Origin of the sequence: Crossiella sp. S99.2, assembly GCF_023094165.1 — a bacterium.
Classification (GTDB): Bacteria; Actinomycetota; Actinomycetes; order Mycobacteriales; family Pseudonocardiaceae; genus Crossiella.
The window spans coordinates 168694-189818 of record NZ_JALMDK010000019.1 but is presented as its reverse complement, the minus strand read 5'-3'; the positions used below and the strand labels follow the sequence as shown (position 1 = coordinate 189818).

General features: G+C 71.9%; 9 protein-coding genes. 3 read left to right on the top strand and 6 right to left on the bottom strand.

What is annotated here, in order from left to right; genetic code table 11:
- Positions 1-37: 37 nt before the first annotated feature.
- From MZC64_RS43575 to MZC64_RS43565, 3 genes are read right to left on the bottom strand one after another with little or no spacing between them, the layout of a single operon-like run.
- The gene (locus MZC64_RS43575) at positions 38-5533 is read right to left on the bottom strand and encodes a type I polyketide synthase (RefSeq protein WP_247765252.1); all 5496 of its coding nucleotides are present in this window, start codon (positions 5531-5533) and stop codon (positions 38-40) included.
- 33 nt (positions 5534-5566) lie between these two features.
- Positions 5567-6826, bottom strand: coding sequence for a cytochrome P450 (locus tag MZC64_RS43570; protein ID WP_247765253.1), 1260 nt, complete (start codon positions 6824-6826; stop codon positions 5567-5569).
- Between the two features lie 17 nt (positions 6827-6843).
- Positions 6844-16158: a type I polyketide synthase gene (locus tag MZC64_RS43565; protein ID WP_247765254.1), complete on the bottom strand. Its 9315-nt coding sequence runs from the start codon at positions 16156-16158 to the stop codon at positions 6844-6846.
- 430 nt (positions 16159-16588) lie between these two features.
- On the opposite strand from MZC64_RS43565, the gene MZC64_RS43560 reads away from it, so the two are divergent.
- A complete protein-coding gene (locus tag MZC64_RS43560) occupies positions 16589-17101 on the top strand; it encodes an ester cyclase (protein ID WP_247765255.1) in 513 nt (170 codons plus the stop codon).
- 84 nt (positions 17102-17185) lie between these two features.
- Positions 17186-18142, top strand: a complete 957-nt coding sequence (locus tag MZC64_RS43555) for a cyclase family protein (RefSeq protein WP_247765256.1) — start codon at positions 17186-17188, stop codon at positions 18140-18142.
- A 7-nt stretch (positions 18143-18149) separates the two neighbouring features.
- Here MZC64_RS43555 and MZC64_RS43550 read toward each other — a convergent pair whose 3' ends face one another.
- Both MZC64_RS43550 and MZC64_RS43545 read right to left on the bottom strand, forming a co-directional pair.
- Complete coding sequence (locus MZC64_RS43550; protein ID WP_247765257.1) at positions 18150-18935, bottom strand: SDR family oxidoreductase; 786 nt, start codon at positions 18933-18935, stop codon at positions 18150-18152.
- Positions 18932-19612 carry a TetR/AcrR family transcriptional regulator gene (locus MZC64_RS43545; protein ID WP_247797790.1) on the bottom strand — a complete coding sequence of 227 codons (681 nt, stop codon included), beginning with the start codon at positions 19610-19612 and terminating at the stop codon, positions 18932-18934. Before MZC64_RS43545 ends, MZC64_RS43550 begins: the two co-directional genes overlap by 4 nt.
- Before the next feature lie 291 nt (positions 19613-19903).
- Here MZC64_RS43545 and MZC64_RS43540 point away from each other — a divergent pair, with 291 nt between their 5' ends.
- Complete coding sequence (locus MZC64_RS43540; protein ID WP_308301136.1) at positions 19904-20551, top strand: maleylpyruvate isomerase family mycothiol-dependent enzyme; 648 nt, start codon at positions 19904-19906, stop codon at positions 20549-20551.
- A 53-nt stretch (positions 20552-20604) separates the two neighbouring features.
- Here the strand turns inward: MZC64_RS43540 and MZC64_RS43535 are convergent, their stop codons facing one another.
- Positions 20605-21120 carry an RICIN domain-containing protein gene (locus MZC64_RS43535; RefSeq protein WP_247765259.1) on the bottom strand — a complete coding sequence of 172 codons (516 nt, stop codon included), beginning with the start codon at positions 21118-21120 and terminating at the stop codon, positions 20605-20607.
- Between the last annotated feature and the right edge of the window lie 5 nt (positions 21121-21125).

The following is a 21125-nucleotide window of genomic DNA, read 5'->3' as shown; positions in this document are numbered from 1 at the left end:
TCGGGCTGGGTGGCGGACGGGAGGCGGTGGCGGCTGCTCACGAGCTGCCCAGCTCTCGGTCCACGAAGGCGTACAACTCCTCGGCCGAGGCGGTCCGCAGACCGGCCGCGACGTCCTGACCCGGGCTGTCCCCGAGTGTGTCGAGCAACGTGCGCAACCGCTGCCGGAGCAGTTCGCGCGCCTGGTCGTCCGCGCCGAGGGCGCGCTGCCGGACGGCGTCCTCCAGCGCGGTCAGCTCGACGCCGGGGTCGGGGGTGGTTTCCGTTGCGTCCGGGGCGATTTCCTGGCCCAGGTGACCGGCCAGCGCGGCCGGGGTGGGGTGGTCGAAGACCAGCGTGGCGGGCAGGCGCAGGCCGGTCGCGCTGTTGATCCGGTTGCGCAGTTCCACCGAGCTGAGCGAGTCGAAGCCGAGATCGCCGAAGGCGCCCTCGGCCGGGACCCCGTCGGCGGAGGTGTAGCCGAGCACGGCGGCGACGTGGCCGCGCACCAGGTTGGTGAGCTGCCGGTCGCGTTCCTCCGGGCTGAGTCCGGACAGCCGCCGGGCCAGGGCCTGCGGGGTTTCCGAGGGCGCGCCGCCGCGTTGTCCGGCGGCGCTGCGCCGGGAGGAGCGGCGGACCAGGTCGCGCAGCAGCGGCGGGATGCCGTCGGCGCCGAGTTTGCCGACCGCGCCCAGGTCCACCCGGATCGGCACCAGGTAGTCCCGGCCGGTGGCCAGCGCGTCGGTCCACAGCGCGAGGCCCTGGGAGTCGGTGAGGCCGAGGATGCCGGTGCGGTTGAGCCGGGCCTGGTCGGCTGCTGCGAGGCCACCGCCCATGCCGTCCGCGCCGCTCTGCTCGTCGGCGGCCCACAGGCCCCAGCCGAGGGAGAGCCCGGCGAGTCCGGCGGCGCGGCGGCGGGCGGTGAGCGCGTCCAGGAAGCTGTTGGCCGCCGCGTACGCGCCCTGCCCCGCGGTGCCGAACACCCCGGCGGCGGAGGAGAAGCAGACGAACATCGCCAGGTCCAGGTCCTTGGTCAGCTCGTGCAGGTGCCAGCCGCCGTCGACCTTGGGCCGCAGCACGTTCTCCAGCTGCTGCGGAGTGAGCGTCTCGACCAGTCCGTCGTCGAGGACCCCGGCGGCGTGGATGACCGCGGTGAGCGGGTGCGCGGCCGGGATGTCGGCGAGAACCCGTTCCAGGTCCGCCCGCACGGCCACATCGCCTTGGGCCAGCACGGTTTCCGCGCCCAGTTCGGCCAGGTCGGCGAGCAGTTCGGGCGGGGCGGTGCCGCGGCGGGAGAGCAGCACGATCCGCCGGGCGCCCTGGGCGGCCAGGTGCCGGGCGAACACGCCGCCGAGCCGGCCGCCGCCGCCGGTGATCAGCACGGTGCCGTCAGGGTCGGGTTCGCGGTGCGGGTCACCGGCGGTGGCCCGGTGCAGCCGGGGCGCGTACACGGTGCCGTCGCGCAGGGCGAGCTGTGGTTCCCTGGCGGCCTTGGCGGTGGCCACGGCCAGCAGCGGCCAGGAGCGCAGGTCGTCGGTGTCGATCAGCAGCACCCGGTGCGGGTGTTCCATCTGCGCCGAGCGGGCCAGTCCCCAGGCTGCCGCGGTGACCGGGTCGGGTTGTTCGCCGGGCAGCACGCCCAGGGCCTGCTCGGAGCAGAGCACCAGCGCGGACTCGGCGAAGCGCTCGTCGCCCAGCCAGTCCCTGAGCAGTCCGGCCAGCTCGCCCACTGCCGTGCGTACCGCGTCCGTCTCTCTACCGACCGGTCGGTAGAGGCGCGAGAACACGACCTCGGGGGCGGGCATGCCGTCGTCGACCAGTGCGCCGAGCGCGGCCAGGTCGGGGGCCTGCTCCCCCAGCGCGACCCAGTCCCGCGCGGTGTCCGCGGACAGTGGCAGCGGCACCCAGTCCAGGCCGAACAACGCGGAGCTGTCCTCGGCCGGGCCGTGCAGGTGCGCGGCGTCCTTGGGCAGTGGCCGGAACAGCAGCGAGTCGATGGTGGCCACGGTCGCGCCGGAGCCGTCGGCCAGGGTGATGGCCACATCGCCGTTGTCGCCGGTGATGTGCACCCGCAGCATGGCCGCGCCGGCGGCGAACAGGGAGAGCCCGGACCAGGAGAACGGCATCGAACCGTGGCCCTGGTCGATCGCGTCGAGCTGCGGGCCCAGGCCGACCGCGTGCAGCACGGCATCCAGCAGGGCCGGGTGCAGGTTGTACCGCTTGGCATCGCCCGCGGCGTCCACCGGCAGTGCGACCTCGGCGAACATCTCCGGTCCGGCCGGGCTGTCCCGCCGCCACAGCGTGCGCAGGCCGCGGAAGGCCCCTTCGTAGGAGAAGTGCCGTCCTTCCACGACCTCGTCGTAGACCTCGGAGACGTCGATCTCCACCACATCGGTCGGCGGCCACTGCACCAGCGTGGCCTCCGGGACCGCCGTGCGGACCCCGACGAACCCGGTGGCGTGGCCACGCCAGCTGCCGGAATCGTTGTCGGGGCGGGAGAACACCCGCACCGGACGGCGACCGGACTCCTCTGTTGCGCCCAGCACGACCTGGACCTGCACGCCGCCGTCCGTGGGCAGCGCGAGCGGGGCCTCCACGGTCAGTTCCTCGACCGCGTCACAGCCGACCTGTTCGCCCGCGGCCAGCGCGAATTCCAGGAACGCAGTGCCGGCCAGCACGGGGATGCCGCGGATGATGTGCCCGGCCAGCCAGGGCTGGCTCTGCAAGGAAAGGCGGCCGGTGAGCACCACGCCGTCACCGTCGGCGGCGCTGAGTACCGCGCCCAGCAGCGGATGTCCGGCTGCTTCCAGGCCGGCGGACTTGAGGTTGACCGAATCGCCGTCGGGCACCAGCCAGTAGTGCTCGTGCTGGAAGGCGTAGGTGGGCAGGTCGGCGATCCGGGCGGGGGCGGCGGGCAGCACCGCGGTCCAGTCCACGTCCGCGCCGCTGTCGTGCACGGCGCCGAGGGCGCGCAGCAGGCTCTCCGGCTCGGCGTGATCCTTGCGGCACACCGGAATCGCGACCTCGGCCGGTCCGGCGTCCTGGCGGGCCAGCGCGGCGAGCACGGCGTCCGGACCGAGTTCCAGGAAGGTGCTGACGCCGTGCGCGCGGGCGGTGCTCAGGCCGTCGTGGAAGCGCACGGCCTGGCGCACGTGGTCGGCCCAGTAATCGGGTGAGCGCAGTTGGTCGGCGGTGGCGATCCGGCCGGTGAGGTTGGAGATCACCGGGATGGCCGGTTCCGCGGTGGGCAAGGCGGCGACGATCGCCCGGAACTCGGCGAGCATTGGTTCCATCAGCGGCGAGTGGAAGGCGTGGCTGACCTGGAGCCGCTTGGTCTTGCGGCCCTTGGCAACCCAGTCCGCCGCGAGCGCGTCGACCTCGGCGGAGTCGCCGGAGATGACCACCGAGTCGGCCGAGTTCACCGCGGCGATCGACACCAGGTGTTCGCGTCCCGCGAGTACGGCAGCGACCTCTTCCTCGGTGCCCTGCAAGGCCACCATCGCGCCACCGGCGGGAAGCGCGGCCATCAATCGACCGCGCGCGGCGACCAGCTTGGCCGCGTCGGACAGGGTCCACACCCCGGCCACGTGCGCGGCGGCGATCTCGCCGATGGAGTGCCCGAGCAGGTAGGCGGGCCGCAGGCCGCAGGATTCGGCGAACCGGTACAGCGCGACCTCCACCGCGAACAGCGCGGCCTGGGCGAAGTCGGTGCGGTGCAACAGTTCCGGGTCGTTCGCGATCACGTCACGCAGCGGGCGCGGCAGCTGCTCGTCCAGGTGCCCGCACACCTCGTCGAAAGCGGCGGCGAAGGCGGGGAAGGTCTCGGCGAGAGCCAGCCCCATTCCTGGCCGCTGCGCGCCCTGTCCGGTGAAGAGCACGCCGAGCGAGCCGTTGCCGGGCACCGCGTCACCGGCGCCGCTCTCGGCGACGCGGCGCAGTTCCGCGGCCAGTTCCGCCTTGTCCCGGCCGAAAACCGTGCGCCGGTGCCGGAAGTGGGTGCGCCCGGTGGCCAGTGTTCGGGCCACCCCGGCCGCCGGGGCCTGGTCTTGTTCGGCGAACTCGGCCAGCCGCGCGGCCTGGGCCCGCAGTGCGCCTGCGGTTTTGCCGGACACCGTCCACGGCAGCACCGGCAGCACACAATCCACAGTGGACTGAACGTCCTCGGCGGGCGGCTCTTCCAGGATGATGTGCGCGTTGGTTCCGCTGATACCGAAGGAGGACACGCCCGCGCGGCGGGGATTTCCGGTCTCCGGCCAGTCCACCGGTTCGGCCAGCACACTGACCGCGTTGACGCCCCAGTCCACTTTGGGTGTCGGCGCGTCCACGTGCAGTGACTTGGGCACCCGGCCGTGCCGCATCGCCATGATCATCTTGATCGCACCGGCCACGCCTGCCGCGGCCTGGGTGTGCCCGATGTTGGACTTGAGCGAGCCCAGGTACAGCGGTCGCCCGTCCGGCCGGTGCTCGCCGTAGGTGGCCACCAGCGCGGTGCCCTCGATCGGATCGCCCAGCGGCGTCCCGGTGCCGTGCGCCTCGACCACGTCAACCTGTTCGGGCGCCAGGCCCGCATCCGCCAGCGCGGCCCGGATGACCTCCTGCTGCGCGGTGCCGTTGGGTGCGGACAGCCCGTTGCTGGTGCCGTCCTGGTTGATCGCCGAACCACGCAGCAGCGCGAGCACCTGGTGGCCGTTGCGCCGGGCGTCGGACAGTCGTTCCAGCAACAGCAATCCGGCGCCCTCGGCCCAGATCGCGCCATCGGCCGCGGCGGCGAAAGCCTTGCTGCGCGCGTCCTTCGAGGTCACCCCCTGCCCGCAGAACTCCACGAACGTCCCCGGCGTGGCCAGTACGGTCACCCCACCGGCCAGCGCCAGCCCGCACTCCCCCGCCCGCAACGCCCGCGCCGCCAGGTGCGCGGCCACCAGCGAGGAGGAGCACGCCGTGTCGATGGTGACCGCGGGACCGCTGAAGTCGAAGGCGAAGGCGATCCGGCCGGAGATCACGCTCATCGTGCTGCCGGTGATCGCGTACTGGGAGTACTGCGTCGTTCCCTGCCACAACATCTGGTAGTCGTTGCTGGACGCGCCGGCGAACACCCCGGTCCGGCTGCCCGCCATCGACTCCGGCGGGATGCCGGCGGACTCGAAGGCCTCCCAGGCCAGTTCCAGCATCAGCCGCTGCTGCGGGTCCATCACCAGCGCCTCGCGCGGCGAGATGCCGAAGAAGGCGGGATCGAATTCGCCTGCCCCGTCCAGGAATCCGCCCTCGCGCACGTAGGTGCGGCGGGCCTGCTGGGAGTTGGGATCCGGGTCGTAGAGGTCCTCGATCGGCCAGTGCCGGTCGCGCGGGAACGGCGAGATCGCGTCCACCCCGCCGTCGACGAGATCCCACAGCTGGGCCGGGGAGGCCACGCCGCCGGGCAGGCGGCAGGACATGCCGACCACCGCGATCGGCTCGTCGTGCTGCTGTTCGGCCTCGCGCAGCCGTTCCCTGGTGGCGAGCAGGTCCGCGGTGACCTTCTTCAGGTACTGGCGGATCTTGGCTTCGTCGCTGGACATCGGATCACCTCTGGGCGGGTTTGGCAGGCTGGGTCAGGCGGTGAAGGTGATGCGCTGGGTGTCGAGTCCACGCACCACCACGTGCCTGCGGTAGCTCAGCGAGTCCTCGTGCACGTGGAAGTCCCGCAGCCGCTCGGCGACCGTGCGGAAGACGATCTCGGCCTCCAGCTTGGCCAGGCTGTTGCCCAGGCAGTAGTGCGCGCCGACACCGAAGGCCAGGCCCATGCTCTTGCTCTGCCGCTGGATCCGGAACTCATCGGCCTGCGGGAACTCCCGCTCGTCCCGGTTGCCCGAGCCGATCACCAGGGTGACGATGGTGTCCTTGTCGATGTCGATCCCGTTGACCTGCTTGCCTTCCAGCGCGACCCGGCCGATCAGCAGGATCGGGCAGTCGTAGCGCAGCACCTCGTCCACAGTGGACATGGCCAGCGACGGGTCCTGGCGGAGCTGGGCGAGCTGGTCCGGGAACCGGGACAGCGCGAGCAGGCCGTTGGTGATCAGGTTGGTGGTGGACTCGTGCGCGGCGATGAACACGGTGGCCACGGTGTTGGTGACCTCGCGGCGGCTGAGCTTGCGGCCGTCGTGCTCGGTGCGGATCAGGCTGGAGATCAGGTCCTCGCCGAGGTTCTTGCGCCGCTTGAAGATGAGGTCGGCGAAGTAGGCGTGCACCGTGGTGGTGGTCTGGGTGAGCCGGATCAGCTCGTCCCTGGTGAAGGTCTCGGCGTTGTGGAAGCTGGCGACCAGGGTGGGCAGTTCGGTGGACAGCGCCATATCGCTGGACCACTCGCGCAGCTGCGGGATGTCCTCGGCCGGGATGTCGAGCAGTTTCGCGATCACACCGAGGGAAAGTCCGGTGGCCAGGTCCTCGACGCCGTCGAATTCCCCGTCGGCGATGAACTTGGCGAACAACGAGTCCACGATCTCCCGGATCCAGGGCTCGTACCTGGCGGTGATCCGCGGGGTGAACGCCTTGGTGACCAGCCTGCGCTGCCTGCCGTGCGCCGGATCGTCCAGGAAGAAGATGGAGTTGAGCACCGGTTCCTCGGTGGCCTCCGGGAAAACCCGGCGCATCGCGGGCGAGGCGAGGGTGTCGTTGCCCATGGCGGCGTGATCACGCAGGATCGCCATGCAGGTGGCGTAATCGCTGATGATCAGCGAGCCGTCGTCGGTCTCGATCGGCCCCAGCTCCCGCCACTCGGCCAGCATGGGGTAGGGATCGGCGAGGGTTTCCGCCTCCAGCAGCGCGTACAGCGGGTTGTCGCGGCTCGCGACCCGTTCTCCGGCGAGGGTCATCGTGTTGGCTCCCTTGGTCATCGGTCTTCGGCGAGCACGCCGTCAATCAGGTCGAAGATCTCGTCATCGGTGGCGCTGTCCAGGTCGGGCTTTGCTGTCTCCGCGCGTTCCCTGGACTGCCAGGACCGCAGGATCCGTTCCAGCGTGCTGGTGATCGCCTCACCCCGGCCGACCGCGCCGGGCCGCAGTTCCGCCAGCGCCAGTTCCAGTTCGCGCAACCGGGTCATGGTGGTCTGGACCGCGTCCCGCACCCCGCCGCCCAGGACCTCGATCAGGTGCCGGGCCAGCGCCGCCGGGGTGGGGTGTTCGTAGACCACGGTGGCGGTCAGCGGCGCCCCGGTCGCGGTGCTGATCCGGTTGCGCAACTGGACTCCCGCCAGCGAATCCAGGCCGAGTTCACGGAAGGACCGGCCCGGCGGGATGTCACCCGCGTGATGGCCGGATACCGCGGCCACGTGCGAGATCACCACCTGGGTGAGGTAGTTCTCGCGTTCCTCGACCGGCACGTCGTCGAGTCGCACCGAGGCCGGACTGGCGGGCGAGTCGAGTTGCCCGCCGGGCAGGTTGTCGCACAGGTGGCTGGGGCGGATGGCGTTGTGCGCGGCGGCGAATCGGGACCAGTCCACCTCGGCGATCGCGTACTCCGGACCGCCCGCGGCCAGTGCACGACCGAGCGCGTCGAGCGCGGCCACGGCGGGCATCGCGGTGATTCCCCTTGCCCGCCAGGTGGTTTCCAGTTCGGTCGTGGCCATGCCGGTGTCCGCCCACGGACCCCAGGCCAGGCAGGTTGCGGGCAGGCCGAGCGCATGCCGTTGGTGCGCAAGGGCTTCCAGCACCGCGTTGGCGGCGCTGTAGTTGCCCTGGCCGGGCGAGCCGACCGTGCTGGCCAGCGAGGAGCACAGCACGAAGAAGTCCAGCGGGTGATCGCGGGTGAGGTCGTGCAGATGCTGCGCGCCACCCACCTTGGCGGCAAACACGGTGGCGAACCGGTTGGGCGACAAGGATTCCAGCACACCGTCGTCAAGGACTCCGGCCGCGTGCACGACGCCGGAGAGCTTGTGGTCGGCGAGCAGGTCAGCGAGGGCGTCGCGGTCGGCGATATCGCAGGCGGCGATGGTGACCTCGGCACCGGCGGCGGTGAGTTCGGCGTGCAAGTCCGCCGCACCAACGGAATCCGGACCCTGCCGTCCGACGAGCAGCAGGCGGCGGGTGCCACGGGTGGCCAGCAGACGGGCCACGTGCCCGCCCAGTCCGCCCAGTCCGCCGGTGATCAGCACGGTTCCGGTGGTGTCCGGCACGGCGCTGGGCCGGGCGGGCACGGTGGCGAGTCGGCGGACGAACACGCGTCCGTCGCGGATCGCGGCCTGGTCCTCGCCGCCGAGTGCGGCGCGGAAGGCGAGCCAGTCGGCGTCGGTCGGCTGCTCGGGCAGATCAATCAACCCGCCCCAGCTGCCGGGTGCTTCCAGTGCGGCGACCCGGCCGAGTCCCCAGACCCCGGCCTGTTCCGGCCGCGGCACGGTGTCGCCAGCGCGGGCCCGGATCGCGCCCTGGGTGAGCGCCCACACCTGGGTGCCCTCGGGTGCGGACTGGAGCAAGGCGAGGGTGGCGGTGACCGCGCGCGGGACGCTCGCCTCGCCGATCACCGGGTCCAGCGCGAGCAAGGACACGATTCCGGCGCTGGGCGGGAGTTCCTCGGTTCCGTTACACCGCAACACATCTGCGGTGTCTAAGGTGCGCGCCACCGCGTTGGTGATCTCGTCGAACTGCTCCTCCGGCGGCGCGACGACCAGCCACGGACCGGTCAGCGGCAGGTGCTTCGGCGTGGCCGCCGACCACTCGACCACGTGCAGCAGCGGGTCCTGGGCAGGCTGGGCAGCCCGCATCGGCAGCCAGTACCGCTCCCGACTGAACTGGTAGCCCGGCAACGTCACCCGCCGGCCACCGGTACACCAGGCGGGCCAATCCACTGCGACACCACGGGTGTGCGCGCCGCCCAGTGCGCGCAGCACGGATTCCTGGCCGGGGCGGCCCTTGGGCAGCACCGGCAGGAACTCCGCATCGGGCTGGCTTTCCTGGCCGAGGGCGCTGAGTGTGTTGCCCGGCCCGATTTCGAGGTAGGTCCCGGCGGCGAGCGCGCCAAGGCAGTCGTGGAACCGGACCGGGTGCCGGGCATGCCGGACCCAGTATTCCGGGGTGCGCAGATCCGTTGCGGCGGCCGGACGACCGGTGACGGAGGAGATCACCGGGATGGTCGGTTCGTGGAATTCCAGCGTGGCCAGGACTTCCCGGAACGGCGCGAGCATCGGGTCCATGTGCGGCGAGTGGAAGGCTTGCGCCACATCGAGTCTGCGGACGTGCGGGGTGCGGGCGGCCAGTTCCAGGACGAGGTCGGTGGTACCGGAGAGGACCACCGAACTCGGGCCGTTGATGGCGGCGATGGCGACCTGGTTTTCGTGGCCACGCAACAGTTCCCGGGCTTCGGCCTCGGTGGCGCGGATGGCGACCATGGCGCCGTCGCGGTCCAGCTCGTGCATCAGCCGACCGCGGGCGGCGATCAGGGTGCAGGCGTCGGGCAGGGACAGCACCCCGGCGACATGCGCGGCGGCGATCTCGCCGACCGAGTGCCCGGCGAGCGCGTCCGGGGTCACGCCGAACGCGGTGATCAGCCGGTACAGCGCCACTTCCACGGCGAACACGGCGGCCTGGGTGTGGTCGGTGCGGGTGAGATCGGCGGTGAAGGTGAGGGGGTGATCGAGGTGCTGGTTCAGTTCGGCGGTGATGGCGTCGAAGGCGGCGGCGAAGCGGGGTTCGTCGCGGTAGAGGTCGGCGGCCATGCCGGGGAACTGGGCGCCCTGGCCGGGGAAGAGGAAGGCGGTGGGGCCGTCGTGGACCTCGCCGGTGATGGCGGTGGCGGTGGTGATGGCCTGGTGGAGGTCGGGTTTGGTGCGGCCGAGGTAGACGGCTCGGGCGGGGAGGTGGGCTCGGGTGGCGGCCAGGGAGTGGGCGATGTCGAGGGGGTCGGCGGGGTGGGTGAGGAGGGCGTGGGCTTGGCGGGACAGGGCTTGGGGGGTGGCGGCGGAGACGAGCCAGGGCAGGAGTTTCGGCTGGGACTCGGGCTTCGGCGCGGCGCCCGGCGTGGGCACGAGCACCGGCTGGGACGCTGTTTCCGGCGCAGGGCGCGGTGCGGGCGCGGGCTCCGGGGACAGTTCTGGCGCGGGCTGTTCCAGGATCACGTGTGCGTTCGTGCCGCTGATCCCAAACGACGAAATCCCGGCCCGCCGCGGCCGCCCCGTCTCCGGCCAGTTCACCGCCTCGCCCGCGAGTTCCACCGACCCGTCGGTCCAGTCCACGTGCGGGCTCGGCCGGTCCAGGTGCAGCGTCCCGGGCAGCATCCCGTGCCGCATTGCCATCATCATCTTCAGCACCCCAGCGACACCTGCCGCGGCCTGGGTGTGGCCCAGGTTCGACTTGGCCGAGCCGACCAGCACCGGCCGGTCGCGGTCCTGGCCGTAGGTTTCCAGCAATGCCTGGGCCTCGATGGGGTCGCCGAGGGTGGTGCCGGTGCCGTGGGCTTCCACCGCGTCCACTTCGGACGGTCGCAGGCCGGCGGCGGACAGGGCGTCCTGGATCACCCGGCGCTGGGCAGCGCCATTGGGTGCGGTGAGGCCGTTGGAGGCGCCGTCGGAGTTGATCGCGCTGCCGCGCAGGATGGCCAGGACCTGGTGGCCGTTGCGGCGGGCGTCGGAAAGTCTTTCTAGGACAACGAGTCCGGCGCCTTCACTCCAGGCGGTGCCGTCGGCGGCGGCGGCGAAGGGTTTGCAGCGGCCGTCAGGGGCCAGGGCGTAGACCTTGGCGAATTCGACGAACAGGGTGGGGGTGGTCATCACGGTGACGCCGCCGGCCAGGGCCAGGGTGCATTCGCCGTCGCGCAGGGCTCGGGCGGCCAGGTGCATGGCGACCAGGGCCGAGGAGCACGCCGTGTCGAGGGTGATCGCGGGGCCCTCGAAGCCGAAGAAGTAGGCGAGCCGGCCAGAGGCGACGCTGCTCGCGTTGTCAATGGAGACCTGGCCGCTGAGGTCGGCCGGGATCTCGTGCTCGCGGTGCGCGTAGTCGCTGCCCATGGTGCCGGTGAACACCGCGGTGCGGCTGCCGCACAGGGTGGCCGGGTTGATGCCCGCGGATTCCAGCGCGTGCCAGGCGACCTCTAGGAGGATGCGTTGTTGCGGGTCCATCACCAGGGCTTCGCGCGGCGGGATGCCGAAGAAGGCGGGGTCGAACTCAGCGGCGTTGTGCAGGAAACCGCCGCGCCGCACCGAGTTCCGGTCGGCTCCGAGGTCCCAGCCGCGGTCGGTGGGGAACTCGGTGGTGACGTCCCGGCCTTCGGCCAGCAGCGTCCACAGATCGTCCACTGTGGACACTCCGCCGGGGAACCGGCAGCCCGCGCCGACCAGGACGATCGGGTCGTCCTCGGGTGCGTTCGGGGCGACGATCGGGGCCGGAGTGGCGGCGGCGCCGCGTAGGTGGGCGGCGAGCTGGGCGGGGGTCGGGTGGTCGAAGACGGCGGTGGCGGGCAGGCGCAGGCCGGTGGCGGCGCTGAGCCGGTTGCGCAGTTCCAGGCCGCTGAGTGAGTCGAAGCCGAGATCGCGGAAGGCCCGGTCCGGGTTGAGTTTGCTGTCGTTGCCGAGCACGGTGGACACGGTGCTGAGCACCAGGTCCAGCACGGCGCGTTCGTCGCCGGGTACGAAGTTGACCGGCTGGGTGCGGACGGCGGCCCGGCGGCGGGGGGCGAGCAGACCGGCGAAAATGGGTGGCCGATCGGCGGAGTCGCGGTCGGTCAGGTCGAAGCGGGCGGGTACGGACAGCGCTGGGCCGGTCAGGGCCGCGTCGAACAGGGCCAGGCCGTGGTCCTGGGCGATGGGGCGCAGCCGGGACCGGGTGAGCCGGGCGTGGTCGGTGTCGCTGAGGTGGCCGGTCATGCCGGATTCCGGCGCCCACAGGCCCCAGGCCATCGAGGTTCCGGGCAGGCCGTGCGCCCGGCGGTGCGCGGCGAGCGCGTCCAGGTAGCTGTTGGCGGCGGCGTAGTTGGCCTGACCGCGGGTGCCGATGATCCCGGCGACCGAGGAGAACAGCACGAACGCGGTGAGGTCGAGGTGCCGGGTGAGGGTGTGCAGGTTCCGGGCGCCCTCGATTTTGGGCCGGGACACGGTGTCCAGCTGTTCGGGGGTGAGGGCGTCGACCGTGCTGTCGTCCAGGACTCCGGCCGCGTGGATCACCGCGGTGAGCGGGTGCGCGGCGGGGATGGCGGCGAGCAAGGCGGCCAGGGCTTCGGTATCGGCGACGTCGCATGGGATCACCTCGACCTCGGCGCCCGGCAGGTCGGGGGCTTCGGCGGGGCGGCGGGCGGTCAGGATCAGGTGCCGGACGCCGTGGTGGGTGACCAGGTGGCGGGTGAGGGCGCGGCCGAGGGTGCCGGTGCCGCCGGTGATCAGCACTGTGCCGTCGGGGTGGAAGTGGACCGGCTCGCCGGGTTCGGTGTTGCGGGCCAGGCGTGGGGTGAGCAGCTGACCGTCGCGGACGGCGAGTTGTGGTTCGTCGCAGGCGATCGCGGTGTCGAGCTGGGCCGGGTCGTCCAGGTCCACCAGGGCGAAGCGGCCGGGGTGTTCGGACTGCGCGGTGCGCACGAGGCCCCAGACCGGGGCCGCGTCGAGGTCGGTGACGTCCTCGGTCGCGCTGGTGGCGATGGCCCGGTGGGTGACGATGACCAGGACGCCGTCGTGATCCTGGGCCAGCCAGTCGCGGAGCACGCCGAGCACCTGGTGGGCGCTGGTGGCGGGCAGGACCACGGTGTTGCCGGTGCGGGCGGCGCGCGGTGGCACCGGGATCCAGTCGAGGTGGAACAGGGTTCGGTCGCCGCCGAGCAGGTCGGTGCGCACCGGGCGCAGGGAGACCGAGTCGATCTGGGCCACGGGTGCGCCGGTGGGGTCGGTGATGGTGACCCGGTAGGCGTCCGGGCCGGACGGCGACAGCGTGACGCGCACCGTGGACGCGCCGGTGGCGTGCAGGGACACCCCGTCCCAACCGAACGGTAGGCGGAGGTGGTGGTCCGCGCCGAGCAGCAGCGGGTGCAGGGCGGCGTCGAGCAGGGCCGGGTGCAGGCCGTAGCGGCCGGGTTCGGTGGGCAGCGTGACCTCGGCGTACCGGGTGTCGCCGTGCTGCCAGGCGCGGTGGAGGCCCTGGAACACCGGGCCGTACTCGTAGCCGAGTTCAGCTAGGCGCTGGTAGGCGCCGTCGAGGCTGATCTCCTGCGCGCCGGGTGGCGGCCAGGCCGACCGGGCGGTCGGTTCGGGTTCGCCGTGGCCGAGGGTGCCGGTGGCGTGCTGGGTCCACGGTTCGTCGCGGGCCGGGCGGGAGTAGATCGCCAGCGCGCCCGCGGCGTCCACGGTGACCTGCAGCTCGATGGTGGCAGTGGCGGGCACCAGCAGTGGGCGCTGCACCACCAGGTCGTCCAGCCGAGGTGCGCCGATCAGCTCGCCGGCGTGCAGCGCGAGTTCGGCGAAGGCCGCGCCGGGCAGCAGCACGGTGCCGTTGACCGCGTGGTCGGCCAGCCACGGGCGGGCGCGCCGGGACAGCGTTCCGGTGCACACCAGGCCGTCGCCACCGGCCAGCACGACCGCGGCGGTCAGCATCGGATGGTCAGCGGACGCGCTCGCGGCGGCGGTGGGCAGCAGCCAGAACCGTTCCGGCTGGAACGGGTAGGTCGGCAGGCCGGTCAGGCGTGCGCCGGGGAAGGCCCGGTCCAGCCGGAGGTCGATGCCGTTGGCCTGCGCTTCGGCCGCGGCCAGCAGGAAGCGGGGCAGGCCGCCTTCCTCGCGGCGCAGGGTGCCGAGGGTGACGCCGTCCTCGGTGTGCTCGTCCAGGAGCCTGCGCAGGCCGACGGTGAGCACCGGGTGCGTGCTGCACTCCAGGAAAGCGTGCTGTCCCTTGGCGATCAGGCCGCGGACCGCGGTCTCGAACTCGACGGTCTGGCGCAGGTTGGTGAACCAGTAGCCTGCGTCGAGCCCGGCGGTGTCGAACTGCTCGCCGGTGACCGTGGAATGGAACGGGATCTCGCTGGTACGCGGGCGGATCGGGGCCAGCAGGGTGTGCAGTTCGGTGCGCAGCAGGTCGACCTGGGGTGAGTGCGAGGCGTAGTCCACCGGCAGCAGCCGGAACCGCACGCCCTCGGCCTCCAGCGCGGCCGACAGCTCTTGCAACGCCTGCGGATCGCCGGAGACCACGGTGGCCTCGGGACCGTTCACCGCCGCCACGCACAGCGCGCCGGTCCAGGGCTGGATCCGCTGCTCGGCCGCCTCGCGGGACAGTCCGACCGAGGCCATCCCGCCCAGCCCGGAGAGCGCGCGGATCGCCTTGGCGCGCAAGGCGACCACCCGGGCGCCGTCGGCCAGGGACAGCGCGCCGGCCACGGTGGCGGCGGCGATCTCGCCCTGGGAGTGGCCGACCACCGCGACCGGTTCGACGCCGTGTGCCTGCCAGAGCGCGGCCAGGGAGACCATCACCGCCCAGGTCGCAGGCTGCACTATGTCCACAGTGGACAATGCGGTCTCGTCGGCGAGCACCTCGGTCAGCTGCCAGTCCACGAACGGCGTCAGCGCCTGCTGGCAGGCGGCCATCCGCTCGGCGAAGACCGGGCTGGCGGCCAGCAGTTCCAGGGCCATCCCGGTCCACTGGGTGCCTTGGCCGGGGAACACCAGCACCGGGCGCACGTCTCGTTGCGCGGTCCCGGTGACCACCTCCGGCGCGGGCCGGCCGTTGGCGAGTGCGTCCAGTCCGGCGCACAGGGTGTCCCGGTCGGCGGCGAGCACGGCGGCGCGGTGCTCGAACCGGCTCCGGCCGGTGGCCAGGGTGAATCCGGCGTCGGCCAGGTCGGTGTCGGTGTTGTCCAGGTGGGCGCGGAGGCGGGCGGCCTGGGCGCGCAACGCGGTCAGCGAGGTCGCGGACAGCAGCAGCGGCACTACACCGGTTTCCGCGTCTCTACCAACCGGTCGGTCGGGAGCTTGTTCCAGGAGCACGTGCGCGTTGGTGCCGCTGATGCCGAAGGAGGAGATCCCGGCGCGGCGCGGGCGGCCGGTCTCCGGCCAGGGCGTGTGCTCGGCCAGCGGGCGGACCGCGCCGCTGGCCCAGTCCACGTGTGGGCTGGGCTCGGTGAAGTGCAGGATCCTGGGCAGGGTGCCGTGCCGCATGGCGTGCACCATCTTGATCACCCCGGCCACCCCGGCGGCGGCCTGGGTGTGCCCGGTGTTGGACTTGATCGAGCCGAGCAGCAGCGGCTCTTCGCGGTCCTGGCCGTAGGTGTTGAGCAGTGCCTGGGCCTCGATCGGGTCGCCGAGGGTGGTGCCGGTGCCGTGCGCCTCGACCGCGTCGATGTCCGATGTGGACAGACCGGCGACCGAGAGTGCCTGCCGCACCACGAGTTCCTGGGCGGGACCACTCGGCGCGGACAGTCCGTTGGAGGCGCCGTCGGAGTTGACCGCGCTGCCGCGCACGATCGCGTGCACCCGATGCCCGTTGCGCACCGCGTCGGAGAGCCGTTCCAGCACCAGCATGCCGCAGCCCTCGGCCCAGGCGGTGCCGTCCGCGGCCGCGGAGAACGGTTTGCACCGGCCGTCCGGGGCCAGTCCGCGCAGCCGGGAGAACTCGACGAACATCTCCGGGGTGGCCATCACGGTCACCCCGCCGGCGAGCGCGAGATCGCTTTCGCCGCGGTGCAGTGATTCCGCGGCCAGGTGCAGGGTGACCAGCGAGGAGGAACACCCGGTGTCAACGGTGAGCGCGGGGCCGTGCAGCCCGAGCACGTAGGCCAGCCTGCCGGAGGCGACGCTGGCGGTGTTGCCGGTGATCAGGTGGCCTTCCAGGCCGTCCGGCACGGTGTGCACCCTGGGCGCGTAGTCGTGCATCATCACGCCGGTGAACACCGCGGTCCGGCTGCCCCGGATCGACGGGGCGGCGATACCGGCGTCTTCCAGCGCCTCCCAGGCGGCGGTGAGCAGCAGGCGTTGCTGCGGGTCGGTGGTGAGCGCCTCGCGCGGGGACATGCCGAAGAACGCGGCGTCGAAGTCGCCGGCGCGATCCAGGAATCCGCCGTGCCGGGTGTAGGAGCGGCCGGGCCGGTCGGGGTCGGGATCGTAAAGCGAATCCAGGTCCCAGCCGCGATCCGCCGGCATTTCCCCGATCAGGTCGGCAGCACTGATCGAGGCCTGCCACAAACCCTCCGGCGTGGTCACGCCGCCGGGATACCTGCAGGCCATCCCCACGATCGCGATCGGCTCACGCACTGCAACTGCCCCCAGGGTGGTCGGCTCCGGAAGGTGTGGTCCAGATGCTAGCCACGGAAAATAAGCCTCAACCCGAATATGGAAAGGCTCTGATGATTTTCGCGGATTTATCGGCGGAATCGATTACATCTGTTAGCTGACGAGAACCCGTCAAAGAGTGACCGATTCCGGTCAGCGATGTAATGGATCAAGCGCTAATGATCAATCAGGACTGTGCACGGCTATCGACCCCTTGACGCGACTAGGCGACCGGCCCCCAGTTGGCCGTTCGGCGCAGAGACTAACACGAGGACCCGAGAAGGAAATCGAATTGGAAAAGCTGGAATAGGGGTTGTCGCCCCAGGTCGCCCGTGGTGCGGCCGCGTCACCGCTTTGTGACCGGGTTGGACGGTTGCTGCCGGTGAATGCGCCGGGACGCGATAGTCCGGGCATGACGCAACGGGACCAGCAGACCGCCGCCACCGCCGCGGTGGCCGCGGCCTACTTCGCCGACATCGCGGCCAGGGTGGTCGACGCCCAGCTCAAGCACTACGCGCCGGATGGTGTCGGCCACATCCACGGCGCGGTGGGCCCGACCGGCCCGGCGGGCATCGCGGCCTACTTCCGCGAGCTGTACGGCGCTTTCCCCGAGTGGGACTACCGCGTCGAGGAGATCACCGCCGAGGGCGAACTGGCCACCTGCCGCTGGCGGTTGACCGCGACCTTCCTCGGCCCCGGCCGGTTCCAGGGCCTGCGGCCCAACGGCGCCCGGATCCGGGCCGAGGGCGTGGACCTGGTGCGCGTGCGCGCGGGCCGCATCGTGGCCGTGGCGGCCTACAGCGACCAGGCCACCATCGCCCGCCAGCTCGGCGTGCTGCCCCCGGTCGGCTCCCCTACCGAACGGTTGGTCCGGGCGCTGGCCAACTTCCGGGCGCGGTGGAAGCGGATCGGTGTGTCTGCGTAACGCACCACCAGCACTACAGCTGTGCCGTACCCTTCAGCGAACTTTTGTGCCTCGAACCCCCTGACCAGAGGAGTCGATGCCGGCATGACGGCAGAGCGACCGATGCCCACCCAGGACGAGGTGCTCGGGTACTTCGACACGCTGTCGAACTGGGGTCGGTGGGGCGAGGACGACGAGCGCGGCACGTTGAACCACATCACCGACGAGGTCCGGCTGGCGGCGGCGCGGGCCGTGCGCCACGGCCGGAGCGTGTCGTGCGCGTGGGAGATCGCGGTACCGGCGGAGATGGAGCGGTCGACGACGAGCTGCCCGTGCGCGGCCGACATGCCGGGCGCCGAGGACATGCCGGTGCCCGGGTTCCGCAATGACCGGCACTGGGGCTTCTCCAACGAGCGGCTCGGCATCATGTTCCACGGCAACACCATCACCCACGTCGACTCGCCGTGCCACATCTTCTGGGACGGCAAGATGTACAACGGCCGCTCGCACTCGATGGTCGACGCCACAACGGGTTCAGCGTGGGCGGCTGTCACGGCGGCGGCGAACGGGATCGTCACGCGCGGTGTCCTGCTGGACGTCGCGGCGGTCCGCGAGGTGCCGTGGCTGGAACCGGGGCAGGGCGTGTTTCCCGAGGATCTGGAGGAGGCCGAGCGTCGCCAGGGTGTGCGGGTCCGGTCCGGCGACGCGGTGCTGCTGCGGACCGGCTATGGCCGCGCCCGGCACGAGGCCGGTGCGGCCGGCGGTATCACCCAGGCCGGCTGGCACGTGTCCTGCCTGCCGTGGCTGCGCGAACGGGAAGTCGCGTTGATCGGCGCGGACACTCCCCAGGATGTGCAGCCGTCGGGGTACCCGGACGTGTTGATGCCGGTGCACGCCGTGGGCCTGGTCGCGATGGGTCTGTGGCTGCTGGACAACTGCGATCTGGAGGAGTGCGCGAGCACGGCTGCCGAACTGGGCCAGTGGGACTTCCAGCTCGCGGTCGCGCCGGTCCGCTTCGCCGGCACCTCCGGCAGTCCGGTCAACCCGATCGCCACCTTCTGACCGCGGGTCACCGCCGCCGGTCCGCACCTCCGGCAGCTGAGGAAACACCTGTAACCCCAGCCAGGTAGTCCGCGCCGCCGACGTACACCGTGTGCCCGCTCGGCACCGCCGCCGACGCCGCGGCCACCACCTCGCCGGCGAACTCGGCGATCGTGGGCAGCGCACCGGCCTCGGCGCGGCGGGCCTCGATGGCGCCCGGGTTGGCGCGTTCCAGCAGGGTGGGGGTGATGGTGCCCTCGATCATGTCGCCGGAGACGACCACCAGGCTGATCTCGCGGGCGGTCAGGGCGGGGATGCGCGCACGCAGTGCGTCCTCGCCCGCGCGTTTGCTCGCGGCCACCGGCTCGTACACGTCATAGCTGAGGCGGCTTTCGTGGAAGTGCGCCTCATGGCTGGTGACGAAGACGATCCGGCCCGACGGCGGTAGCAGCGGCAGCGCGGCCTCGACCAGGGACACCTGGGCATCGCGGTTCAGCCGGAGCGCGTAGTCGGCGGCACGATCGCGTTCCAGGCCGCCGGAAGCGTTGAGCACCAACAGATCCAGCCGCCCGGCCCGGTCCCGGATCTGCTCGATCATCGCGTCCACCGCGGCCGGGTCGGTGAGGTCCGCGCGCACCGCAGCGGCCGTGCCGCCCGCGCGCTCGATCTCACCTACCACTCGGTCGGCGCGCCGGGCCTTCTCCCGGTAGTTCACGAACACCGTGGCGCCCTCGGCCGCCAGCAACCGCGCTGTTTCCGCGCCGATCCCCCGGGATCCCCCGGTCACCAACGCGATCCGCCCGGCAAGACTCATTTCTTCCCCTCCATCCGGTTGACCATCGTGTCCGCGCCCGCCGTGACCTCCGCGCTGCGCGGCACCCGCCCGCGGGCGAGCCGGGTGCTCACCGCGGCCCCGAACCCGGCCATCCGGACCACCTCGTTGACGAACTCGTCCAGGTCCCCGGGCCAGGGCAGCGAGGGCTGGTTGATCAGCAGCGAGGCGCAGCCGTGCATGGCCGACCACAGGCTCAGCGCGAGCCTGCGTGGTTCGCCGTGCAGCACACCGGTGGCCACGCAGGCGGTGACCGCGTCGACCATGTAGCCGAAGCATGCCTCGGCCGCGGGCGAGGTCTCGGTGCGGCGCAGCATCAGCACCCGGTACTGCACCGGGTGGTCCAGGGCGAACCGGATGTAGGCGCGGCCGCACTGGCCCAGTGCGATGAACGGGTCGGTCAGCCGGGCGCAGGCCTCGCGGATGCGGCTGCCCAGGCCGTCCCACGCACGCAGGCAGACCGCCTCGACCAGCTCGTCCTTGCTGGCGAAGTGCCGGTACACCGAGGGCGTGGTGACGCCGACCCGCTCGGCCACCGCGCGCAGGGTGAGCACCTCCTCGGTGCCGGCCTCGACCAGCATCCGCTCGGCGGCAAGGAGGACTTCCTCCCGCAGCCGACCGCCCTCACCCGGGTTGGCCCGCACTCTCCGGCTCGACACCAGACCACAATGACACCGTCAACCTGACGGCGTCAACTTCCGCCCCGGCGCACGGAAGAAGAACTTCACACAGGCCCGCTGGCCAGGTTCGCGCGGCAGGTTTAGGTTGACTGCCTGAACCACAAGCCAGAGGCGCTGTCCGTACCCACCCAACGCCGAGTTGGCCCAAGTCGTACGCATAGTTGGCTCAACTGGGCGTACCACTTGGGCCAACTCGACGGCGGAGGCGGACCGGAACGGGCAGGCGGCTTCGCTTCTGGTGACCTGCTGGGATGTCGGGAGGACTTTCCGTTGCCTGCCAAGCCATCGACTGATCCGGCCAGCACCCTCGGCATGGCCCGCGCCGAACGCGCGGACTTCCTGGACTTCCTGCGCACGCTGCCCGCCGAGCAGTGGGAAGCGCCCACGCTGTGCGGTGACTGGCGGGTGCGGGAGGTCGTCGCGCACGTCATCAGCTACGACGAGCTGACCCTTGGCGGGGTCGCGGCCCAGTTCGCCCGCGGCCGGTTCAGCCTGGACCGCAGCAACGCGCTCCGCCTGACCGACTACCGCGCCCTGTCCCCCGCGGAGCTGCTCGACGCGTTCGAACGGCACGTCCAGCCACGCGGTCTGACCGCGAGCTTCGGCGGCATGGTCGCCCTGCTGGACGGGCTCATCCACCATCAGGACATCCGGCGGGCCCTGGGGCTGCCGCGGGAGATCCCGGCCGATCGACTGCTCCGGGCCCTGCGGTTGTCCCGGCTGGCACCGCCGATCGGCGCGTGGTGGCGGTCCCGCGGGCTGCGGCTGGTGGCCGAGGACGTGCACTGGTCCGTGGGTTCCGGCGCCGAGGTGCGTGGGAAGGGCGAGGCGTTGCTGATGGCGACGGCCGGGCGCCTGGTCCCGGCGGCGGAGCTGACCGGACCCGGCGCGCCGGTGCTGCTCGCGCGCCGTGGCTGAACCAACCGGTCGGTCGGCGGTGCGGGACCGCCGACCGACCGGTTGGTAGCGCGTCAGGAAGCCGGGGGCTCCCAGCGGGTCGGGGCCCACTTCTGCCAGTCGATGTTGAAGCAGGTCCGCACCACCACATCGGACGGCGTGGTGTGCTGCACCTGGCCCGCGGTCAGGCACAGGTCCGACACCTGGGTCCGGACCTCCACGGACACCGCGATCGGGTCCCGCTGGACGAACTTCCAGCGCTGGCTCGGGGTGTCCGCGCAGGGCTGCTGCACGACGTCCGCACCGTTGCTGGCATTGAGCACGGTCAGGCACAGGTCCGAGATCAGCGACTGGTAGGTGTACCAGCCGCCGCCCTTGTCGGCCCGGCGCCAGGCCTGCGTCTTCGTGTTGTCGCACCGCTCGTAGCCGATGTAGGCGCCGGGTTCCCGGCTGCCCCACAGCGGGGCGAGGCAGCCGCTGCCCGAGGTCGGGCTGGTGAGGTAGTCCTCGGCGGCGCCGGCCGGGGCGGCTCCGGTGCTGAGCAGCAGTCCGGCCGTGGCCAGGACCAGCGCCAACATGCGTTGTCTCATCATGG

Coding starts and splice junctions, on each gene's coding strand:
- MZC64_RS43575 (WP_247765252.1), bottom strand. CDS start 5,533: ATGTCCAGCGACGAAGCCAAGATCCGCCAGTACCTGAAGAAGGTCACC.
- MZC64_RS43570 (WP_247765253.1), bottom strand. CDS start 6,826: ATGACCCTCGCCGGAGAACGGGTCGCGAGCCGCGACAACCCGCTGTAC.
- MZC64_RS43560 (WP_247765255.1), top strand. CDS start 16,589: ATGACGCAACGGGACCAGCAGACCGCCGCCACCGCCGCGGTGGCCGCG.
- MZC64_RS43555 (WP_247765256.1), top strand. CDS start 17,186: ATGACGGCAGAGCGACCGATGCCCACCCAGGACGAGGTGCTCGGGTAC.
- MZC64_RS43550 (WP_247765257.1), bottom strand. CDS start 18,935: ATGAGTCTTGCCGGGCGGATCGCGTTGGTGACCGGGGGATCCCGGGGG.
- MZC64_RS43535 (WP_247765259.1), bottom strand. CDS start 21,120: ATGAGACAACGCATGTTGGCGCTGGTCCTGGCCACGGCCGGACTGCTG.